This window comes from Actinoplanes sp. NPDC049802, assembly GCF_040656595.1.
In the GTDB taxonomy this organism is placed as follows: Bacteria; Actinomycetota; Actinomycetes; order Mycobacteriales; family Micromonosporaceae; genus Actinoplanes.
On record NZ_JBFAMR010000001.1, the window covers coordinates 259,515 to 278,775 of the forward strand.

At 74.0% G+C, this 19,261-nt stretch carries 16 protein-coding genes; 10 read left to right on the forward strand and 6 right to left on the reverse strand.

The features are described 5' to 3' along the window. Window positions 1-3: 3 nt before the first annotated feature. Both AB0I88_RS01075 and AB0I88_RS01080 read left to right on the forward strand, forming a co-directional pair. Window positions 4-3,324, forward strand: a complete 3,321-nt coding sequence (locus AB0I88_RS01075) for an NACHT domain-containing protein (RefSeq protein WP_361016946.1) — start codon at window positions 4-6, stop codon at window positions 3,322-3,324. Continuing rightward, window positions 3,308-3,505 carry a hypothetical protein gene (locus AB0I88_RS01080; RefSeq protein WP_361016949.1) on the forward strand — a complete coding sequence of 66 codons (198 nt, stop codon included), beginning with the start codon at window positions 3,308-3,310 and terminating at the stop codon, window positions 3,503-3,505. Before AB0I88_RS01075 ends, AB0I88_RS01080 begins: the two co-directional genes overlap by 17 nt. A gap of 16 nt (window positions 3,506-3,521) precedes the next feature. Here the strand turns inward: AB0I88_RS01080 and AB0I88_RS01085 are convergent, their stop codons facing one another. Further along, window positions 3,522-3,950, reverse strand: a complete 429-nt coding sequence (locus tag AB0I88_RS01085; RefSeq protein ID WP_361016951.1) for a hypothetical protein — start codon at window positions 3,948-3,950, stop codon at window positions 3,522-3,524. Window positions 3,951-4,317: 367 nt separating this feature from the next. On the opposite strand from AB0I88_RS01085, the gene AB0I88_RS01090 reads away from it, so the two are divergent. Then, entirely contained in the window at window positions 4,318-5,451 is a 1,134-nt protein-coding gene (locus AB0I88_RS01090; protein ID WP_361016954.1) for a site-2 protease family protein, read from the forward strand. A 33-nt stretch (window positions 5,452-5,484) separates the two neighbouring features. Here the strand turns inward: AB0I88_RS01090 and AB0I88_RS01095 are convergent, their stop codons facing one another. After that, complete coding sequence (locus tag AB0I88_RS01095) at window positions 5,485-6,882, reverse strand: wax ester/triacylglycerol synthase family O-acyltransferase (protein WP_361016956.1); 1,398 nt, start codon at window positions 6,880-6,882, stop codon at window positions 5,485-5,487. A gap of 137 nt (window positions 6,883-7,019) precedes the next feature. Between AB0I88_RS01095 and AB0I88_RS01100 the strand changes: the two genes are divergently transcribed. Together AB0I88_RS01100 and AB0I88_RS01105 are read left to right on the forward strand one after the other, a co-directional pair. Continuing rightward, the gene (locus AB0I88_RS01100; RefSeq protein WP_361016959.1) at window positions 7,020-7,937 is read left to right on the forward strand and encodes a patatin-like phospholipase family protein; all 918 of its coding nucleotides are present in this window, start codon (window positions 7,020-7,022) and stop codon (window positions 7,935-7,937) included. 6 nt (window positions 7,938-7,943) lie between these two features. Then, the gene (locus tag AB0I88_RS01105) at window positions 7,944-8,306 is read left to right on the forward strand and encodes a helix-turn-helix transcriptional regulator (RefSeq protein ID WP_361016962.1); all 363 of its coding nucleotides are present in this window, start codon (window positions 7,944-7,946) and stop codon (window positions 8,304-8,306) included. Between the two features lie 19 nt (window positions 8,307-8,325). Here the strand turns inward: AB0I88_RS01105 and AB0I88_RS01110 are convergent, their stop codons facing one another. Beyond that, window positions 8,326-8,625 (reverse strand): hypothetical protein, encoded by a 300-nt coding sequence (locus AB0I88_RS01110; RefSeq protein WP_361016964.1) that lies wholly within the window; start codon window positions 8,623-8,625, stop codon window positions 8,326-8,328. Window positions 8,626-8,807: 182 nt separating this feature from the next. Between AB0I88_RS01110 and AB0I88_RS01115 the strand changes: the two genes are divergently transcribed. Further along, the gene (locus tag AB0I88_RS01115) at window positions 8,808-9,590 is read left to right on the forward strand and encodes a universal stress protein (RefSeq protein ID WP_361016966.1); all 783 of its coding nucleotides are present in this window, start codon (window positions 8,808-8,810) and stop codon (window positions 9,588-9,590) included. A gap of 36 nt (window positions 9,591-9,626) precedes the next feature. On the opposite strand, the gene AB0I88_RS01120 is transcribed toward AB0I88_RS01115, so the two are convergent. Continuing rightward, complete coding sequence (locus tag AB0I88_RS01120) at window positions 9,627-10,505, reverse strand: alpha/beta hydrolase (RefSeq protein WP_361016968.1); 879 nt, start codon at window positions 10,503-10,505, stop codon at window positions 9,627-9,629. A gap of 188 nt (window positions 10,506-10,693) precedes the next feature. Beyond that, the gene (locus AB0I88_RS01125) at window positions 10,694-11,731 is read right to left on the reverse strand and encodes a zinc-dependent alcohol dehydrogenase family protein (RefSeq protein WP_361016971.1); all 1,038 of its coding nucleotides are present in this window, start codon (window positions 11,729-11,731) and stop codon (window positions 10,694-10,696) included. Window positions 11,732-11,860: 129 nt separating this feature from the next. Between AB0I88_RS01125 and AB0I88_RS01130 the strand changes: the two genes are divergently transcribed. From AB0I88_RS01130 to AB0I88_RS01140, 3 genes are all read left to right on the forward strand, one after another. Beyond that, on the forward strand, window positions 11,861-12,766 hold the full coding sequence (locus AB0I88_RS01130) for an ABC transporter ATP-binding protein (RefSeq protein WP_361016973.1): 906 nt from the start codon (window positions 11,861-11,863) through the stop codon (window positions 12,764-12,766). Further along, complete coding sequence (locus tag AB0I88_RS01135) at window positions 12,763-14,337, forward strand: ABC transporter permease (RefSeq protein WP_361016975.1); 1,575 nt, start codon at window positions 12,763-12,765, stop codon at window positions 14,335-14,337. The genes AB0I88_RS01130 and AB0I88_RS01135 overlap by 4 nt, the downstream gene beginning before the upstream one ends. A 99-nt stretch (window positions 14,338-14,436) precedes the next feature. Then, entirely contained in the window at window positions 14,437-15,579 is a 1,143-nt protein-coding gene (locus AB0I88_RS01140; protein WP_361016977.1) for a hypothetical protein, read from the forward strand. A 49-nt stretch (window positions 15,580-15,628) separates the two neighbouring features. Here AB0I88_RS01140 and gap read toward each other — a convergent pair whose 3' ends face one another. Then, the gene (gap, locus tag AB0I88_RS01145; RefSeq protein WP_361016979.1) at window positions 15,629-16,648 is read right to left on the reverse strand and encodes a type I glyceraldehyde-3-phosphate dehydrogenase; all 1,020 of its coding nucleotides are present in this window, start codon (window positions 16,646-16,648) and stop codon (window positions 15,629-15,631) included. 187 nt (window positions 16,649-16,835) lie between these two features. Between gap and AB0I88_RS01150 the strand changes: the two genes are divergently transcribed. Beyond that, entirely contained in the window at window positions 16,836-19,037 is a 2,202-nt protein-coding gene (locus AB0I88_RS01150) for a glycosyltransferase family 2 protein (protein ID WP_361016981.1), read from the forward strand. Window positions 19,038-19,261 lie beyond the last annotated feature (224 nt).

Below are 19,261 nucleotides of genomic sequence, written 5' to 3' on the forward strand. Positions count from 1 at the left end.
CTCATGGCGCCGACGCCGCCGCTGGAGACCGCCGACCAGGTGGCCGGAATCGTCGGCGCCGTCGCCGGGGTGGTGGCGGTCACCCGGGGCCGGATCGCGCCCCGGCCCCTGATCTGGCCCCTGGTCGCGCTGACCGCCGTCGTGTTCGCGGTCCGCTTCGTACCGGGCGCGCCACCGGCGGCCGGCACGGTGAGCGGCTGGGCCGCCGCCGCCCTGGGCATCTGCGCCCTGCTGGTCGCACTGTCGCCGGCCCGGCCGGCCGGGGACCGGCTGGAGGACCTGCTGCGGGAGATGCGCGACGCCGGCGCCCGGCATCCGTACCGGTTCCTGCTCGACGGATCCGCTCCCCCGCTCCCCGACGTGTACGTGCCACGGCATCCCGTTCCGGCCGGGCCCGGCGACGAGCCCGGCGGGCGGCGGGTGGATCCGGCGGAGATCTTCGGCGGCGGGCACGTGCTGCTCACCGGCCCGGCCGGCGCCGGCAAGTCCACCATGGCCACCATCGCCGTGGCCCGGGCCGCCGAACGGGCTCTGGACACCGGCGACCACCGCCGGATCGTGATCGCCCTGCCCGCCGCCGATCTGGTCCGGCACAGACTGCCCGCCGCGCTGGCCGAGGCGTGCCGCCGCGACTACGGCACCGACGTCGGAGCGGGGCTGTTCGGCCGCCCGCCCAGCCGGCACGGGCACTGGTGGGTGATCATCGACGGTCTCGACGAGGTCACCGGGGCCGCGGACCGTGACCTGCTGCTCGCCCGGCTGCACGGCCTGCTCGACCATCCGCCCCCGGGCCACCGTTTCGTGATCATGTCGCGGCCGCTGGCCGCCGGCGAACTGGCCCGGCTGACCGGTCCCGGCGTCACCTCCTACCAGCTGCGCCCCTTCGACCGGCAGGAGCTGGACCTCTTCGCCCGCAAGTGGTTCGCCGCCCGGTGCCCGGACCCGGCGACGGCCGCCCGCCGCACCGGCGAGTTCCTGACCCGGGTGAACAGCGCCCGGCTCGGCCCGGTGGCCCACGTTCCGCTGCTCGCCACCATCGCCGCGATGGTCCACGCCGACACCGAGATCCCGGCCGGGCCGGGCGAGCTGCACGAACTGTTCGCCCAGCACCTGATCGAGGGCCGCCACGAGCTGGCCGGGGCACAGGCCGCGCTGACCGGCGCGCTGGACGGCCGGGGGCGGGCCGGCGAGGCGGCCGGCTGGCTGGAGCGGGACTTCCACGGCATCCTCGGCCGGCTGCTGGACGCGCTCGGTGCCGTACGCGTCGCGGACCCCGGGGCGGATCTCGTCACGGCCGCGATGACCTGGCTCGACGGCGCGGCCCCGCACCCGTTCACCGCGGCCCTGCCCGGTGCCCGCCGCATGATCGCCGACCTGCTGCGCGGCACCGGCCTGCTGGCGGCGAGCAAGGGACGGCTCGCGTTCCCGGACCAGAGTTTCGCCGAATACTTCGCCGCCCGGGGAACCGCCGCCGGCCTGGACCCGGACGCCTGGCGGGCCATCGCCACCGACCCGGTCCGGCGCGGTCTCGCCGCGTTCGCCGCGGAACTCCGGCCGGACGCCGACGAACTGGTCGGATCGCTGCTCGGCGAACCGGACCCGATCGCGGCCGGTGACATGATCGCGAGCGGTGTGCCGGTCACCGCGGCCACCCGGGCCGCCGTCCTGGACGCCCTCCTCGAACGGCTCGGCACGGACACCGCCGCGACCGGGGCGATGCGCGTGCTGCGGGCGCTCAGCGTGGACGCCGACGTGCTGGCCCGGATGACCGCGACGGCTCGGGACGGCGACGTCCCGGGCTGGACCCGGGTGGTGCTCGCCGACGCGGTGGCCGACGTGGACCCCGCCACCGGGATCCCGCTGCTGCGGGCGGTGTCCGGCCAGGTCCCGGCCGGCCCGAGCGGCTGGGCCCGTGACGGCCTGCGAGCGCGGGGCGAGCCGGTGGACGCCGGGGCGTACGGCCCGGACGGCGACCAGCCGGACCGGACGGGCCTCGGCAGTCTGGCCCGCGAGGCGCTGCGATCACGCGCCGCCGACCGCGACTTCGGCATGTTGCAGCGCCTGGAGGCGGCCGAGCGGCTGGCCCGCGACGGGGATCCGGGGGCGCTGCGCGATCTGCTCGACGAACCCGGCCTGCCGCCGCTGTTCCGGCTGGCCGGCGCGACCGGCCTGGCCGCCCTGGGTGACGACGGCCGGCTGCGGACGCTGGCCGGTCCGGGACCCGACCTCGCGCTTCGCTACTCGGCCGCCGTCGAACTGTTCCGGCGGCGCCCGGCGGCCGCCGCCCCGGAGCTGCGGTCCATGATCACCGGCCGGGCGCCTTCCCCGCTGACGTACGGCTGCGCCGCCCGCCTGGCCGACCTCGGCGAACGCGAATGGCTGATGCGGTTGGCCACCGCGCCACCGGACCGGTCCCGCCCGTTCCAGGCGCCGTTGGCGCCGGCGCTGCTTGCCGCGGCCGCCGCGCGACGGCTCGTCGCACTCGGCGACGGGACCGGCCAGGACGCCCTGGACCGTCTGATCTCCGCGGACGGAATGCGGCCGTTGAACCAGGCGTACCGGGCGGCCGTGGGGTCCGCGCCCGGGACGGCGGTGTCGTCGACCGGGGCGCCTTCCACCACCGCGTCGGTCTGGTGGAACGACGACCCGCGTTTTCTGGAGAACGTCATCACCGATCCCGGGCTGTCACTCGGGATCCGCCTCGAAGCCGTCACGAGGCTGGCGACCGTCGTCAACACGGCATGGCCGGTCAACCTGCGGCGGCTCGACCTGAGCGACGAGTGGATGGTCGAGATCGTCGGCGGCATGGCGGTGAGCGGCATCCCGTACCCGGTGGAGATCGCCCTGCCCGCCGCGACGGCGGCGATGTTCGCCGCCCTCGCCGATCGGCCGGGCACGCCGGCGGCCCTGCGGGTCGCGCTGGCACAACGACTGGCGATCGAGGAGGCCCTGCCCCGGCTCTGTGCTCTGGCCGGGAGCCGGGACGTCCCGGCCCGCCACCGGATCAGCGCGATCCGGGTGGTGGCGGCACGCAGCCCGGCGGCCGCCCGCCCCCTGCTTGCCACCGTGATCCGCGAGCGCTGGCTGCCCCGCCCGTTGCGCTGGCTGCTGCTGCACCAGGTCTTCGCCACGGCCCTGGCCGGGCCGGGCCGGCTCGGCTGGCCGGAGTTCCGCTCGGTGACCCGGACCACGGCCCGGATCCGCGACGCCCGGTCCTTTCCGGTCCGGCTGGTCCTGGCTCTGGCCGCGATGGCGACGCGGCCCACGCTGGACGGGCAGCACGGACCGGCCGCGGCTACGGTGGGGTATGGACATCATCCATGACTTCGAGGTCACCGTTTCGGCGGCCGGTTTCGTGTTCGACTGTGCCGGCGGCTGCGACCGCCGGCTGGTGGTCGATCGCGAAAGGGTTCTCACCGTGATCCACCGGGGAGACCCGTGGGCCCTGCACCGGGGCGGCACGGCCGGCGTCGAGCTGACGCCGCCGGCCGTGACGCCCGGCTGAGCCGTCTACCGCGCGATCATCCGATGCGCAGCACCGGTCCCTCCACCACCGCGGCGACGTCGGTGGCCTTGCCGAAGTTCTCCAGGGTCAACAGGGTCACCATCTTGTACGCCCCGGACGACGGGGTCGGCGCCGGCCCGAGGTCGGGCAGGGTGCCGGCCGGGACCTCGATGTCGGCGTGGTAGTCGGTGGCACCGGTCAGATCCACCGTCACTGTGGGCCCGACCTGCTGTTCGGCGCCGGGTCCGATCGACTCGACGTAGGCGGCGAGGTTCCACTTGCCGCCGAGCAGCAGCGCGGCCAGCGGGGAGATCTTCCACTCGCAGTGGATGTAGAACCTGCGGCTGGCTTCCAGGACCGAGGACGGGGCGCCGTTGTTATCCTTGACGATCGCCGTGAACTCGCCCGGCCCGAGCGGTTGCTTCGGGAATTGGATGGACACCATCGCGGGCCTCCTTTCACTCCATATACGCACAGTCACACCGCGCTAACCAAGAGCAGCAGGGCCGAACCGCTCTCTTCGACAGGGGTCGATCGACCCGGGCAACCCGGCCCACTGTCCACAGAGGTCACCCGACCACGAACACCGGGCACCCGGCCCGCCGCGGCACCGCCCGGTTCACCCGGTCCAGCGGCCGCCCCGGCCGGCCACCGTCAGCCCGGTGGAGCCCGCACAGTGCTGGAAGACCCGTTAACAGGCCGTTGGGCCCTGGCCACACCCCGGGACGGGACCATCGCCCCTGTGCTCGTCCGGCGCCGGGCGAGAGGCTGAACCCGGGAGAGTTACGGCGCTGAACGAAGAGGTGGCCGCCGTGCTTCAGAGCATTCGCCTCGGCACCGTCCGCGGGATCCCGGTGGGCGTTCACTGGTCGGTGCTGCTCATCCTCTTCCTGCTGGTCGACGCGCTGGCGGTGGGCCTGCTCCCGGCATCCGCCGGCGGGCAGGCCACAGCCGCCTACTGGGTGACCGCGGCCTGGGCCGCGCTGCTGTTCCTGGCCGCGCTGCTGGCTCACGAGTTGGCGCACGCCGTGACGGCGCAGCGTTTCCGGATCCGGGTCGAGTCGATCACGCTGTGGGCGTTCGGCGGTGTCTCGGTGATGGCCGAGGAGGCTCGCCGCCCGCCGGTGGATCTGTTGATCGCCCTGGCCGGGCCGTTCACCAGCCTGGGCGCGGCGGCCGTGTTCGCCGCGGCGTCGGTCCCGGCGGACCTGGCCGGATCGGAGCTGACCAGGCAGGGCCTCCTCTGGCTGGCCCAGGCCAACCTGGTGCTGGCGGTGTTCAACCTGCTGCCGGGCGCCCCATTGGACGGCGGCCGGGCTCTGGCCGCGATCCTGTGGTGGATCCGCGGCGACCGTGCGGCCGCCCGCCGTACCGCGTCGCGGTCCGGCATGGTGCTGGGCCTCCTGCTGGCCGGCGCCGGCGCCGCACTGGTGGCCGGGTCCGCCGCCCTGGACGGGCTGTGGCTGGTGTTGCTGGGCTGGTACCTGGCCCGAACCGCCCGTACCGAGCAGGCCGCGGCCGCCCTGACCGAAAGCCTGCGCGGCCTGTCCGTCGCCGACGCGATGACCGCCCCCGCGGTGTGCGGCTACGCCGGGCACACCGTCCGGGATTTCGCGGAGCGCACCGCCCGGCCGCACCCCCACCATCTGTACCCGGTCGTCGACATCGACGGGCGGTTCGCCGGTCTTGTCACGGTCGCCACGCTGACGGCAGTGGCGCCCGACCGCCGGCTCGCCGACGTCATGATCCCCCGGTCCGAGGCGCCTGCCGTCCAGGCCGCGGCTCCGCTGTTGGAAGCCGTCGGGGCCCTGAACACGCCGGTCCGGACCGTCGTGGTCCTCGAACGGGACCACCCCAGCGGCGTGCTCACCGCCGGCGACGTCGCCCGGCTGATGGGTGTGGCCCGCCTCGGCGCCACCCGGCGCCCTCTCGAGAGGCGCCCGTGAGCAGAGCAGACGCCACCGAAGCCGGCCGGACGGTCAGACCGGCGCGGTCCGGGCGGCGCGGCGGCGGCGCGCCTTCTTCTCCGCCGGGATCTCGTCGATGATCCACTGGGCGAGTTCGGCGGCCTCCGGGAGCGAGGCCAGGTCGGTGGTGACGCCGAAGCAGGCCTGCCCGCCGTAGGTGAAGGCGGCGAACCCGGCCCGCATCCGGTCGCCGATCGGCACGTACGGCAGGATCTCCCGGATCGGACGGCCCAGGATGTAGAGCTGCTCGCGCGGTCCGGGCACATTGGTGGTGACCGTGGACAGACCCTGCTGCGGCAGCCACAACGCGGTCCGGATGATCAGGGACACCGCGGCGAACGGCTCGTGGTCGGCCAGCTCGAACAGTCCGGCCGACGCCTCCACCTCGTGAGCGTCCCGCAGCTCGGCGATGCGCTGGTGCACCGCGTGCACCCGCTCGGCCGGGTCGGCCAGCTCCACCGGCAGTCGCAGCAGCAGGCAGGCGATCCGGTTGTCGAGCCGCCCCTGCTGGTCGCGCCGGCGCACGTTGACCGGCACCAGCGTGCGTACCGTCTCGGGACCGGGCGTCTCGCCGCGGGCGAGCAGCAGGCGGCGCAGCGCGCCGGACACCGCGGCCAGGTAGACGTCGTTGACGGTGGCGTCGTGGGCGCGGGCCGCGGCGGAGAGCCGGGCCAGCGGCACCCGGGACACCGCGTACCTCCGGGCCAGACCGATCGGGCCGAGCAGCGGCGACGGGGTGGCCGGCAGGAACGCCCCGGCGAGCGACGCGAGGCCGCCGGCCGCCTGGCCGATCCGGCCCGCCTCCTGGAACGCCCCGAACAGTAGACGGGCCTGCTCGATCGGGAAGCGGGCGAGACGCCCGAGGGTGTCCACGGTGAGGTCCAGCACGCCGGGAGCCGAACGCGGCGCCCAGTCGTCCGGCACCGGCGGCCGCGGCTCGGGCGTGGTGTCGCAGATGACCCGGTACAGCTCGTTGCCCGACATCCCGTCGAGCAGGCAGTGGTGCACCTTGGACAGCAGCGCCCACCGGCCCTCGGGCAGGCCCTCGATCACCCACGTCTCCCAGAGGGGGCGCTCCCGGTCCATCCGCTGGCTCATCAGCCGGCCGATCAGCGCGGCCAGCTCGGCGTCGCCGCCGGGCGCCGGCAACGCCGTACGCCGCAAGTGGAACCCCAGGTCGAAGGCGGGATCGTCGATCCACATCGGGTGGCCGAGGTTGAACGGCATCCGGCGCACCTTCTGCCGGTAGCGGGGCACCAGCGCCAGCCGTCCCCGGATCGCCTCGGTGAACTCCTCCTGGCTGGGGGCCGGCCCGTCCAGCACCGCGACCGACGAGATCGCCAGCGAGGCATGCGGGTCCTGGTCCTCGGCGTCCAGGAAGGACGCGTCCAGTGGGCTCAGATAGTCCATGACAGCTCCTCGGTCGCACGGCGCCTGTTCCCCCACCGTGCCGACCAACCGGGCGGTCAGGCAGGGCCGGAGGTCCCCTACCAACGCCCGGCGCGTGTCACCATGGGAAACGGGTGATGCGAATGAGGAATCGGCGAGTGGCTCTGGTCCTGGGCGCGGGCGGCACGCTCGGCGCCGCCTGGATGATCGGCGGCCTGGCCGCCTTGCAGGAACGGATCGGGCGGCCGTTGCACCAGGTGGACACGATCGTGGGGACCAGCGCGGGCAGTGTGCTGGCCGCCGCGCTGCGGCACGGATTCACACCGGACGACCTGGTCGCCCACCAGTTGGGTGAGAGCCACCCGCACGTGCCGGGCGCCGACGAGTTCGCCCAGGACTCGGGCGTCCTGCCGCCGGCGCCCCGCCTGCGGTTGGGCTCGCCGCGGATGCTGGCGACCGCCGCTCTGGCCCCGCACAGCGTGCACCCACGGGTGCTGGCGTCCGCGCTGCTGCCGCAGGGCCGCTCCCACCACCACACGCTGCGGCGATATGTGCAGGCTCTGGTGCGGGAGGATCCGTCCGCCTGGCCGCGACAGCACACCTGGATCGTCGGGGTGGACTACGAGTCGGGGCGCCGGGTGGTCTTCGGCCGGACCGGCAGTCCGGAGGCGAGCCTCCCCGACGCGGTGGTGGCCTCCTGTTCCATTCCGGGCTGGCACCGGCCCGCGGTGATCGGCGAGCGGCGCTACGTGGACGGCGGCGTGCGCTCGGTCGCGTCGGTGGACGTGCTGCACCGCGGGGAGCACGACGAGGTGTTCGTGCTGGCGCCGATGGCCAGCCACCGCACCGACCGGCCGGTGAACCCGGCGGTGCGGGCCGAGCGGGCGCTGCGCCGGGTGTTCGCCGCCCAGCTCGACCGGGAGGCGGAGAAGGTGGCACGGACCGGGGCCGAGGTCACCGTGCTGACCCCGGGCCCCGACGACCTGGCCGCGATCGGCGCCAACCTGATGGACGGGCGGCGCCGGCACGCCGTGCTGCGCACCGCCCAGGCGACCGTCCCCGCTGCTCTATGCTGACTCGCCATGACGCTCGGGGAGATCATCCGGAGGCAGCGCGAGGTCGCCGAGCTGTCGATGCGGCAGCTCGCGACGATGGTCGGCATCTCCAACCCGTACCTGTCGCAGATCGAACGTGGCCTGCGCGCGCCGTCGGACCGGGTGTTGCAGGCGATCGCGGCGTCGTTGCGCACCACGGCCGACGCGCTGGTGGAGCAGGCGACCGCGGTCGGGGACCGGCCGCCACCGGTCCTCGACGCCATCGCCGCCGACCCCAACCTGACCGCGCGGCAGCGGCAGGCCCTCGGCGAGGTCTACACCGCCATGGCCGAGACGACGATCGCCCGGCGCGGACGGCGAACGGCGAACGGAAAACGGCCCGGGGACTGACCCCGGGCCGCCGGCCGGCTCACCGCAGAATGCGGCGGGCGGTGCGGACGTAGGCGGCGCCCACGTCCTCGATGAGACCGGCGCTCACGGCGAGCGCCTCCTTCGCCCACGGGTACGGCGTGATCTTCGCGGCGTCCTTCTCGAACGCGACGAAGTTGGCGATGCCGCGCTCGTAGACGTTCACCGCCAGGCCACCGATGTCGCGGCCGATCCGGCTGGACCGGTGCAGCGGGGTCTCGGCCGGCTTCTCCGGCTTCGGCGTGGTGGCCGCCTTGGGCGGTTCGGCCGTCTTGGTGGGCCGGGTGGTCGTCGTGGTCATCGCAACCTCCCTTCCTCGGCTCCAGTTAGCACGTTAGCCCGCTTCTGCTAACCCCGGGAGGGTCGACGGTCCTCGATGCGTGACCGTCCACCGGCCCGCCGGACGGGGGCGTTGGCAACGGGACGTTCGGCTCTGCCCGCCACCGGCGGCCCGGATCACGCTCGAGAGTGAAGGGAGGAGTCATGAGTGTCCGGGAAACGGTTCTGGCCGGGACCGACGGCTCCGAACCGGCACTGACCGCGGTTCGGTGGGCGGCCCTGGAGGCGCAACGGCGCTCCACCACCCTGACCGTTCTGCACGCGTACGAGGACTGGCCGAACCCGCCCGGCGACCTGCGCGAACGTGCCGAGGCCGTGGTGGCCGAGGCCCGGGAGGCGGTGTACCGGCTGGTTCCGGCGGTCACCGTGCACACCGTCGTCGTCCCCGGTGATCCCGCCGCCGACCTGGTCCAGCACGCCGCCACCGCCGGGCTGGCCGTGGTCGGCAACCGCGGCCGGGGCGGGTTCGCCAGCCTGCTGCTCGGTTCGGTGAGCCAGTGGGTCGCCACCCGGGCCCGCTGCCCGGTGGTGGTGGTCCGCGGCCGTACGGTGGCCTTCACCGACCCGGTCGCGGTGGGCGCGGACGACTCGCCTGCGGGCCGGACCGCGATCGAGGCGGCGTTCCGGATCGCCGACGCCCGCGGGGCCTCGCTGCTGGCCGTGCACGCCTTCCGGGAGCGGCCCGGCCACCGGGAGACCGGGGAGGCCGGGTTGCTCGACCGGCTGCTGCGGCCGTGGCGGGAGAAGTTCCCGCAGGTGCCGGTCGGCACGCTGGTCAACGCCGGTCCGGTGGGCCGTCTGCTGGTCGGCGTCTCACAGCAGGCCCAACTGATCGTGGCCGGCGCGCACGACTCCGGCGGCCTGCCCGGCACGGTCACCGGCCGGCTGCTGCATCACGCGGACTGCCCGGTCTTCATCGCCAGGTAGGCGGCCCACCGGCACGGTCACCGGCCGGCTGCCGCATCACGCGGACTGCCCGGCCTTCGTCGCCAGGTAGGTGATCTCGTCGGCGATGGCCGGATGCAACGGGCCGGGCAGATCGTGCCCCATGCCCGGGTAGGTGACCAGCCGCGCGTCCGGCACCGCCTGGGCGGTGGCGCGGCCACCGGCTATCCGGACCAGCGGGTCCACCTCACCGTGCACCACGAGGGTGGGCTTGCGCAGCTGTCGCAGCTCGGGCCGCCGGTCCGGGGCGGAGAGGATGGCCGCGAGCTGCCTGCGGACGCCGTTCGGGTCGTGGCCGCGGTCGAATCCGCGGCGGGCGGCCTCCCGGATCCACTCGTCGTCACGCGGGTAGCCGGGCGATCCGATGACGCGGAACACCCGGGCCATCTGCCGGGCCGCCGCCTCGCGGTCGCGGGCCGGCGGCATCGCCAGGACGCCGGCGATCCACGGGTACGGCCGCCCGATCCGGGTGTACGGGGTCGAGGAGATCGACGTGAGGCTGCGGACGCGGGCCGGGTGCCGGCAGGCCATGGTCTGCGCGATCATCCCGCCGAGCGACACCCCGGCCACGTGGGCGCTGGGCCAGCCGAGGGCGTCCAGGACGGCCACCGCGTCGTCGGCCATGTCCGGCAGGGCGTAGCCCCACCAGTGGCCGCCGACCAGCACCAGCGGGGAGGGCAGGCCCAGTTCGGTCAGGTGTGTGGACGCGCCGACGTCGCGGTTGTCGAACCGGGCCACCCGGAAGCCCCGCTCCACCAGGCTCTCCCGGAAACCCTCCGGCCAGAACAGCTCGGACAACCCCAAACCCATGATCAACAGCAGGGGTACGCCGTCCGCCGGGCCCTCCACCTCGTACGCGATCTTCATGCGGCCGTGCCGCGCGATTCCCGCAGCCATGGTTCCCAGCGTGATCCCGTGCCGCGGCGGGGCGCACGGGCCGGAAGGCCCGCTCTCCTCGGGTGGGCCGCGCGGTCATCGATCCGGCCCGGCCCCGCGGCGGCCATGGCGCCGGCGTCTCGTCGTCCCGCGTCCAGGGAGGCCCGGAGAACGCCGAGCCTCCCTGGTCGTTGCCCCCGGTCCGCCGGTCAGCGGGTGAGCACGACCTTGAGCGCGCCGGTCCGGGCGGGATCGGCGAAGACGTCGTACGCCCGCTCCATCTCGTCCAGTCCGAACCGGTGGGTGATCAGCGGGGCCACGTCGATCTGCCCGGCCACCAGCATGTCCAGCAGCCGCGGCGTCGAGTAGGTGTCGACGAGCCCGGTGGTGATCGTGACGTTGCGGATCCACAGGTCTTCCAGGTGCAACGTGGCCGGCTTGCCGTGCACGCCGATGTTCGCCACCGTCCCGCCCGGACGGACCAACTCGGTGCACAGCTCGAAGGTCCCCGGCGTGCCGACCGCCTCCATCACCACGTCCGCCCCGAGACCGCCGGTGAGCGCCCGGATCGCGCCGAGCGGCACCCGCTCCGGCGTCAGGGTGACGTCGGCGCCCAGGTTCTTGGCGGCCTGCAGCCGGCTCTCCGCCTTGTCGATCACCACGATGTGCGCGGGCGAGTAGAGCCGCGTGGTGAGCACCGCGGCCAGCCCGATCGGCCCGGCCCCGACGATCACCACGGTGTCGCCCGGGCGGACCCGGCCGTTGAGCACCCCCACCTCGTACGAGGTGGGCAGGATATCCGCGAGCAGCACCGCGTTCTCGCTGCTCACCTGCGCCGGCAGGCGGTACGTGGACAGGTCGGCGAACGGGATGCGGGCGTACTCCGACTGCACTCCGTCGATGGTGTGCCCGAGGAGCCAGCCGCCCCCGGCACGGCACTGCCCGTAGGCCCGCTCCCGGCAGAACCGGCAGCTGCCGCAGGCCGAGATGCAGGACGCCAGCACCCGGTCGCCGACGGTCAGGCCGGACACCGCGGGCCCCAGCTCCACCACCGTCCCGACCGCCTCGTGCCCGAGCACCCGTCCGGACGCCGTCTCCGGCACGTCCCCACCGAGGATGTGCAGGTCGGTGCCGCAGATGGTGACCGCGTCGACCCGGATCACCGCGTCGCGCGCGTCACGCACCTCCGGGTCCGGGATCTCGGTCCAGGATCGTCTTCCGCTTCCGCCGTACACGAGCCCTTTCATCGTTGCCTCCTTCGTCGGTGAAGGAACCGTTCGGCCTCAGCGTCTGCGCCGGACGGCGGCGGCCGGAAGGGCCGAAGGGCAGGACTTCGGACACTGCCCAGGGTGCGGGGGCGGGCCGACGCTGAGGACATGGCGACCATCGAGGTACGCGATCTGACCCGTGCGTACGGGCCGGTGCGAGCCGTCGACGGGATCAGTTTCTCGGTCGGCGACGGGGAGATCTTCGCGCTGCTCGGTCCCAACGGGGCGGGCAAGACCACCACGGTCGAGATCCTGGAGGGCTACCGTACGCGTGACGCCGGCGACGTGAGCGTGCTCGGCATGGACCCGGCGACCGGCGGATCCGCCTACCGCGCCCGGATCGGGGTGGTGCTGCAGTCGGCCGGGTTCGAGGAGGAGTTCACCGTCCACGAGCTGGTCCGGTTGCAGACGCGGCTGTACCCGCGCTGCCACGACCCGGCCGAGCTGATCACCCTGGTCGGGCTGGACGGCAAGAGCGGCGCCCGGGTGAAGCACCTGTCCGGTGGCCAGCGCCGCCGGCTGGACCTGGCACTCGGCCTGGCCGGCGCGCCGGAGCTGCTGTTCCTCGACGAGCCGACCACCGGCTTCGACCCGGCCGCCCGGCACCACGCCTGGGAGCTGATCGCCGGCTTGCGCAAGCTCGGCACCACGATCCTGCTCACCACCCACTACCTGGAGGAGGCGCAGCGGCTGGCCGACCGGGTCGCCGTGATGCGCGACGGCCGGCTGATCGCCCTGGGCACGCCCGAGGAACTGCGGGCCGGCAGCGACCTGCCCACCGTGATCGGCTTCGACCTGCCGGCCGGCGTGCCGGCCGACGGTCTGCCGACGCTCAGCGCCCGGCCGTCGGTGGCCCTCGGGCGGGTCCGGGTGGAGTCGCACGATCCGCTCGCCGACACGTGGCGGATCACCGGCTGGGCCCGGGACCGCGGTCTCGGCCTGCCGGATCTCACGGTGGCCCCGCCCTCGCTGGAGGAGGTCTATCTGGCGCTGACCGAGGAGACGGCCCGATGACCACGCTGCGGGCGCTGACCGGCCACGCCCTGACCGGTTTCGCGCGTGACCCGGTCGCCGCGTTCTTCACCCTCGGCTTCCCGGTCGCCTTCCTGGTCATCGTGGGCACCATCATCGGCGGCCAGGACGCCGGCGGGGTACCGGTCGCCCAGTACCTGGTGGCGCCGTTCGCCGTCTTCGGCGTGGCGCAGGCGTCGTTCGTCCTGCTCGCCGTGGACACCGCCGGGATGCGCGACAGCGGTGTGCTGGCGCGGTTGCGGGCCGCCCCGGTGCCGTCGTGGATGGTGCTGGGCGCCCGGATCGCCGCGTCACTGGTGATCTCGGCGGCCGCCGTGGCCCTGCTGACCGCCGTCGGCGTCCTCGGCTACGACGTGGTGATCGTCTGGAACAAGACGCCGGCGCTGCTGGTCACGCTGCTGCTCGGCATCGCCTGCTGCGCCGCTCTGGGGCTGGCGCTGGCGGCGCTGGCCCGGACCGTCCTGGTCGCGCAGACGCTGGCGCAGGGCCTGCTGATCACGCTGGCGTTCATCTCGGACGTGTTCATCGTCGGCGCCGACCTGCCTCGCTGGCTGGATTTGATCGGCTCGGTGCTGCCGCTCAAGCACTTCGCCCTGGCGATGGCCGAGACGTTCGAGCCGGGCGGCGGATCCGGCTTCTCCCCCGGCCACCTGGCCGTCATGGCGATCTGGACGGTCACCGGGATCCTGATGGCGCGGGCCGCCTTCTCCTGGGCGCCCCGCGACGCCCGGGCCCCGGTCACGGTCACCGCGGATCGCCCGCCCGGCCCGGCCCACCTGTCGCCTCCGTCGGTCGCGGCCCGGCGCCGGCCGCTGGGCGTACAGATCGGATATGCCCTGCTCGGGTTGCGCCGCGACATGCTGGCGGTCTTCTTCTCGGTGGTGTTCCCCGCGCTGCTGCTGGTGCTGTTCCCGACCGTGTTCGGCGACGAGCCGGTGCACGGCATGCCGATGGCCCAGTACCTGTACGCCGGCATGATCGCCTACACCGTCGCGGTCGCCGCCTACGTGGACATGCCCGAGTCGGTGGTGGGCGCCCGCGCCGCCGGGGTCCTCAAACGACTGCGCGGCACCCCGTTGCCGTTCCGCTGGTATTTCGGCGGGCGGGTGTCGGCCGCGCTGATCGTCGCGCTGATCGCCGCCGCCGTGCTCACCGTCGCCGGCGTGAGCTTCCTCGGCGTACGCCTGGACGCCGCCCGCCTGCCGGCGCTGCTGGTGGCCGTCGTCGCCGGCACGCTGTGCTTCGCGGCGCTCGGCCTCGCGGTCGCCGCACTGCTGTCGTCGGCCCGCTCGATCGTCCCGGTCACGCTCGGCACGCTGCTGCCGCTCTGCTTCGTCTCGGAGATCTTCGTGGTCGGCGACGCGCCGCTGCCCGCCTGGCTCACCACGGTCGCCGACGTGTTCCCGCTGCGGCACCTGCTGCAGGCGGTGCTCGCCGCGACCGCCCCGGACGTCACCGGCGCCGGGTTCGCCACCGGCCACCTGGCCGTCCTGGCCGGCTGGACGGCGCTGGCCCTGACCGTCATCTGGCGGCGCCGCACCGACCTGCTGTGACCGTCCCCGGTCGGCGACCTTCGGCCCTGACGGCCGCCGGCCACAGCGGCGGACCATGGAATGGACGAATCCCGTCGGTCTCGCCGCTGGAGGTGCGCGATGTCCGACTCATCCACTCTGCGTCTACCCATTCCACCGCCGGAGCCGCCGGCCGGGCGAGCCCGCCAGAGATGGCTGCTCACACTGATCGCCGCCCTGGCCACGCTGGTGCTGGCCCTGCCCGTGGCGGTCTACCTGCTGCTGCGCGACGGCGCCGACCAGGCCGCGCCCACCGCGCCGCCGCCGTCGTCGTCCGCGCCGCCGGTGTCCCCGTCGTCCGGCCCGGCCACGCCGCCCGCCGCTCCGGACGGCCGGATCCCGCTCGCCACGCTCGGCGAATCCGTCCTCGACGTGCCCGCCTGGCCCGCCGACAACGTGCGCGGCAGCTCCGGCCCGCTGCGGTTCCACGACGGCACGGTCGCCCTCGGCGAGCGAACCGCGCCCGCCCGGACACCCCCGTACGGCATGGAGATCGTCATCCTGTCCGTCACCTACGGCGACGTCGACGGTGACGGCGCCGACGAGACGGTCGCCGAGCTGAGCTGCCGGGTCGAGGGCGGCAGCGAGCAGCTGGTCGCGTTCGACCGGGACCGCGCGGGCCGGATCGTCACCATCGGACCGGTGGTCGCCACCACCGGCGAGATCCGTGACCTGCGCGAGGACAGCGCCCGCGTGGCCGGCGACGGCACGGTGACCGTCCAGGTCGCCGACTACCAGCGCTGCTGCGACGACCGGACACCGCAGACCTGGCAGAAGCGCGGGTACCGGCTCGGCGACGACGGCTTCCACCAGGTGTCCGGACCGGCCCGGATGCCGGTCAACCCGTGGGTCACCGACACCACGACGACGGCCGGGCGGCTGGTGCTGACCCCGGCCACCGACGGCTATCGCTACGGCGCCGTGGAGGTCACCGTCACGCATGTCCGCGGCGCCCGGCCGGCCCGGATGCTGGTGCGGTTCCACCCGCCCGCCGGGCTGGAACCGGCCGGTGACGGATGGCCGCCGATCACCCGGGAGGACGGCGACTTCACGGTGACCGTCGATCCGCCCGCCGCGTACGGGGCGGTGACCCGGACCTTCGCGTTCCGGCAGCCGGTCACCGCGACGGCCGGCCGGCTCGACGTGGAGGCGTACGGGCTGCCCGCCAAGGTCGCCTACCTGAGTGAGACGACGCCCTGGGACAACGCGGTGACCGTCCGGTGAGCGGCACGGTGCGGCGCTCCCGCCCGGGGAGCGCCGCACCGGTGCCCGGTCAGCCGGCCGCCGCGGCGAACCGCCGGGTCAGGTCGACGAGCCGGTTGGTGTAACCCCACTCGTTGTCGTACCAGGCGAAGACCTTCACGAGACGGCCGTGCGCCTGGGTCAGGCGGGCGTCGAAGACGCAGGACGCCGGGTCGCCGACCACGTCGGTGGAGACGATCGGCGCCTCGGTGTAGCGGATGACGCCGATCAGCTCCGGGTCCGCGGCCGCCTCGGCCACCGCCTCGTTGACCTGCTCCGCCGTGACCTCGGTGTCCAGCACCAGGGCCAGGTCGCTGATGGAGCCGTCCACCACCGGCACCCGCAGCGCCACACCGTCCAGCCGGCCGGCCAGGGCCGGGATGACGACACCCACCGCCTTGGCGGCGCCGGTGCTGGTCGGGATGATGTTCACGGCCGCGGCGCGGGCGCGGCGCGGGTCCTTGTGCGGCGCGTCCAGCACGTTCTGGTCGTTGGTGTACGCGTGCACGGTGGTCAGGAAGCCCCGCTCGACACCGAACGCGTCGTGCAGCACCTTGAGCAACGGGGCGACGCAGTTGGTGGTGCAGGACGCGGCGGACACCACCTGGTGGCGGAGCGCGTCGAAGTCACCGGCGTTGACGCCGGGCACCAGCGTGGCGTCCACGCCCTTACCGGGCGCGGAGATCAGCACCCGCCGGGCGCCCGCCTTGAGATGCAGCGCGGCGTCGTCGCGGGTGCGCAGCTTCCCGGTGGACTCGATGACCAGGTCGACGTCCAGGTCGCCCCAGGGCAGATCCTCGGGGGTACGCGACGAGAACATGCGGATCCGGTGCGCGCCGACGTTCAGGATGTCGCCGGCCAGGCTGACCTCGTGGCCCAGACGGCCGAACGTGGAGTCGTACTCCAGCAGGTGCGCCAGCGTGCCCGCGTCGTACAGATCGTTGATCGCGACCACCCGAAGCTCCGCGCCGGCCATGTCGGCGGCCAGCAGGCGCCGCAGATAGTTGCGGCCGATCCGGCCGAAACCGTTGATCGCGATGTGGAAAGTCATGGCGTTTCTCCCTCCTTTTCCTCCCACGCTGGTACCGGCCGGCCTTCCCGGACAGTGCCGAACGGCCCGCGCCGCGACGCCTTCGCGCCATCTGGAGGCGCGGCCCGCACGGTGGGCCCGAAGGCCCTGTCCCCGGCGCACGCCCCGGTTTCAGGCTGGCGAGTGGAGACATCGGAGGTGGATGCCGATGCTGACCGCATTGCTGCTCACCGGGCTCGTCATCGCGCCGCTGACCTCGCTGGCGCTGTTCCTGCCGGCACGGCGGCCCGAGGCCGTGGCGGCCGCCGGCCCGGCCGCCCGGATCCTGGCGTCGACGGCGGCCGTCGCGCTTCTCGCGCTTCTCGCCCACCTTCTGCTCACCGCGCTCTCGGTCGACCCCGCGGTGGTACGCGGCGCGGTGGCCGTCCAGGTGGTCGCCCTTCTGGCGTGGCTGCCGTTCACCCGGGACTGGACGGCGCGGGCCCACGTGGCCTGGGCGTCGAGCGTCCTGCTCTTCGTCACGTACCTGATCTTCATCGTGCGGTGGACGCTGGACAGCGGGCTCAGCGCCTGGGGTGTCGCGGGCGGGCTGCTGCTGTGCCTGTTCGAGCTGCTGGCGGCCCTGATGGCGGCCGCCTACCTGTGGGAGCTGTGCGACGCCGTCGGCCGGCGCCGATGGCGGCGGCGGGTCACCGTGGACCGTTCGCTGGAGCTGGGCCGCCGCACCGGCGGCCGGACCCCGTTCGTCAGCCTGCACGTGCCGGCGCACAACGAGCCCCCGGACATGGTCATCGACACGCTGCGGCGGATGCTGCGGATCGACTACCCGCGGTTCGAGATCATCGCGATCGACGACAACACCGGCGACCCGGCCCTGTGGCACCCGGTACGGGCCTGGTGCGCCCGGCACGGGGTCAAGTTCGAGCACCTGTCCGACTGGCCGGGCTACAAGTCGGGCGCCCTCAACTACGCGTTCGGTGAACTCGCCGACCCGGCCGCGGAGATCATCGGGGTGGTCGACTCGGACTACCGGATCGATCCCGGGTTCCTGCGCCGCTGCGTGCCGCTGTTCGACGATCCGCGGGTCGGTTTCATCCAGGCGCCGCAGGACTACCGGGACTGGCACACGGTGCCCTACCTGCGGCGGCTCTACTACTCGTACCGCTACTTCTTCGCGGTGTCGCAGCCGTCGCGCAACGAGCACGACGGGGCGATCTTCGCCGGCACGATGGGCCTGATCCGGCGGGAGGCGCTGCGGGACGTCGGCGGCTGGGACGAGTGGTGCATCACCGAGGACGCCGAGTTGTCGCTGCGCCTGCTGCGGGCCGGCTGGACCGGGCTGCACGTGGACGCGTCGATGGGACGCGGGGTGATGCCGCTGACCTTCGAGGCGCTCAAGAGCCAGCGCTACCGGTGGTGCTTCGGGGGCATCCAGATCCTGCGGATGCACTTCCGGTCACTGCTGCCGGGCCGCCGCGGCGCGCACAACAGGCTGAGTGCTGGCCAGCGCTGGGCCTACCTGTCCGGGGCGCTGCAGTGGTACGGCGACCTGCTGGGCCTGATCTTCTTCCTCTTCCTGCTGACCGGGGCGGTCAACCTCGCCCTCGGCGGCGAGCAGCTGTTCCGCCGGCTGTCGCCGTATCTGCTGGCCGCGGTGCCGGTGCTGATCCTGGTGGGCCTGTTGCGGGCGGTCGCCCTGTTGCGCCACGAGACCGGGGCCGGGTGGCGCGACGCGGTCGGGGCCTTCCTCGTCTGGCAGTCCACCGCGCTGGTGGTGGCCCGCGCCTCGGTGCAGGGGCTGTTCGCCCGGCGGGCCGAGTTCCTGCGCACCCCGAAGACCGCCGAGCAGATCACGGTCGGGCAGGCGCTGCGGGCGAACCGGGCGGAGACCCTGCTCGCCGTGCTCGGTACGGCCGGGATCGTGGCGGGTCTCAGCCGGCTCGACACGCCGAGCGGGCCGCTGCTCGCCGCCCTGCTGGTGATGCCCACGCTCGGGATGGCGGCGGCCCCGTACCACAGCCTCGCCGCGCAGCGGGCCATGCTGCCGCCCGAACTGGCCGCCCGGCGTCGTTCCGAATGGCAGCGGGACCGGCGTGCCGTTCTGGCCGGGACCACCGCGGGGGCCACCCTGGTGGGCACCTTCATCGCCGTGTTCGCGCTGGTCACACTGTTGACCGCGCCTGGCGCCGCCCCGAACCGGCAGCCCGGCCTCGACCCGCGGCCGGCGACCGTCTCGCCCGCGCCGGCCTCGCCGAGCCAGTCGCCGGAAGTCTCCGAGTCCCCGTCACCGCCGCCGTCACCCTCGCCGTCACCGTCACCGTCGCCGTCGCCGAGCACCGCCGAACCCAGCCCGTCGCCGTCCCCGAGCCCGTCGCCGTCGGAGCCGGGGCCCAGCACGCCGCCGCCGTGAGCGCCATCCTTCCCAGGCCGGATGTTCCGGCATAAGTAGCGGAACACACGATAACGGACTGTCCGAAAAAGCACCGGTTCAGTCGGGTAGAGGCGTGCTTCTCCGGCATTGCCGGAAAGAGATCAACCAGCCAGAGACATTGTCATGCATCACTTAATCTGAAAGTCTCCCGACGGACGCTGACAGTGACAGTCACCGATCGGTGCCGCGCTGTGGCGACACAT

Bases quoted from the DNA above. Each gene is read 5' to 3' on its own strand.
- AB0I88_RS01075 (WP_361016946.1), top strand. From the start codon at position 4: ATGGCGCCGACGCCGCCGCTGGAGACCGCCGACCAGGTGGCCGGAATC.
- AB0I88_RS01110 (WP_361016964.1), bottom strand. From the start codon at position 8,625: ATGACCACGACGACCACCCGGCCCACCAAGACGGCCGAACCGCCCAAG.
- AB0I88_RS01125 (WP_361016971.1), bottom strand. From the start codon at position 11,731: ATGAAAGGGCTCGTGTACGGCGGAAGCGGAAGACGATCCTGGACCGAG.
- AB0I88_RS01130 (WP_361016973.1), top strand. From the start codon at position 11,861: ATGGCGACCATCGAGGTACGCGATCTGACCCGTGCGTACGGGCCGGTG.
- AB0I88_RS01135 (WP_361016975.1), top strand. From the start codon at position 12,763: ATGACCACGCTGCGGGCGCTGACCGGCCACGCCCTGACCGGTTTCGCG.
- AB0I88_RS01150 (WP_361016981.1), top strand. From the start codon at position 16,836: ATGCTGACCGCATTGCTGCTCACCGGGCTCGTCATCGCGCCGCTGACC.
- AB0I88_RS01105 (WP_361016962.1), top strand. From the start codon at position 7,944: ATGACGCTCGGGGAGATCATCCGGAGGCAGCGCGAGGTCGCCGAGCTG.
- AB0I88_RS01140 (WP_361016977.1), top strand. From the start codon at position 14,437: ATGTCCGACTCATCCACTCTGCGTCTACCCATTCCACCGCCGGAGCCG.
- gap (WP_361016979.1), bottom strand. From the start codon at position 16,648: ATGACTTTCCACATCGCGATCAACGGTTTCGGCCGGATCGGCCGCAAC.
- AB0I88_RS01095 (WP_361016956.1), bottom strand. From the start codon at position 6,882: ATGGACTATCTGAGCCCACTGGACGCGTCCTTCCTGGACGCCGAGGAC.
- AB0I88_RS01120 (WP_361016968.1), bottom strand. From the start codon at position 10,505: ATGGCTGCGGGAATCGCGCGGCACGGCCGCATGAAGATCGCGTACGAG.
- AB0I88_RS01080 (WP_361016949.1), top strand. From the start codon at position 3,308: ATGGACATCATCCATGACTTCGAGGTCACCGTTTCGGCGGCCGGTTTC.
- AB0I88_RS01115 (WP_361016966.1), top strand. From the start codon at position 8,808: ATGAGTGTCCGGGAAACGGTTCTGGCCGGGACCGACGGCTCCGAACCG.
- AB0I88_RS01085 (WP_361016951.1), bottom strand. From the start codon at position 3,950: ATGGTGTCCATCCAATTCCCGAAGCAACCGCTCGGGCCGGGCGAGTTC.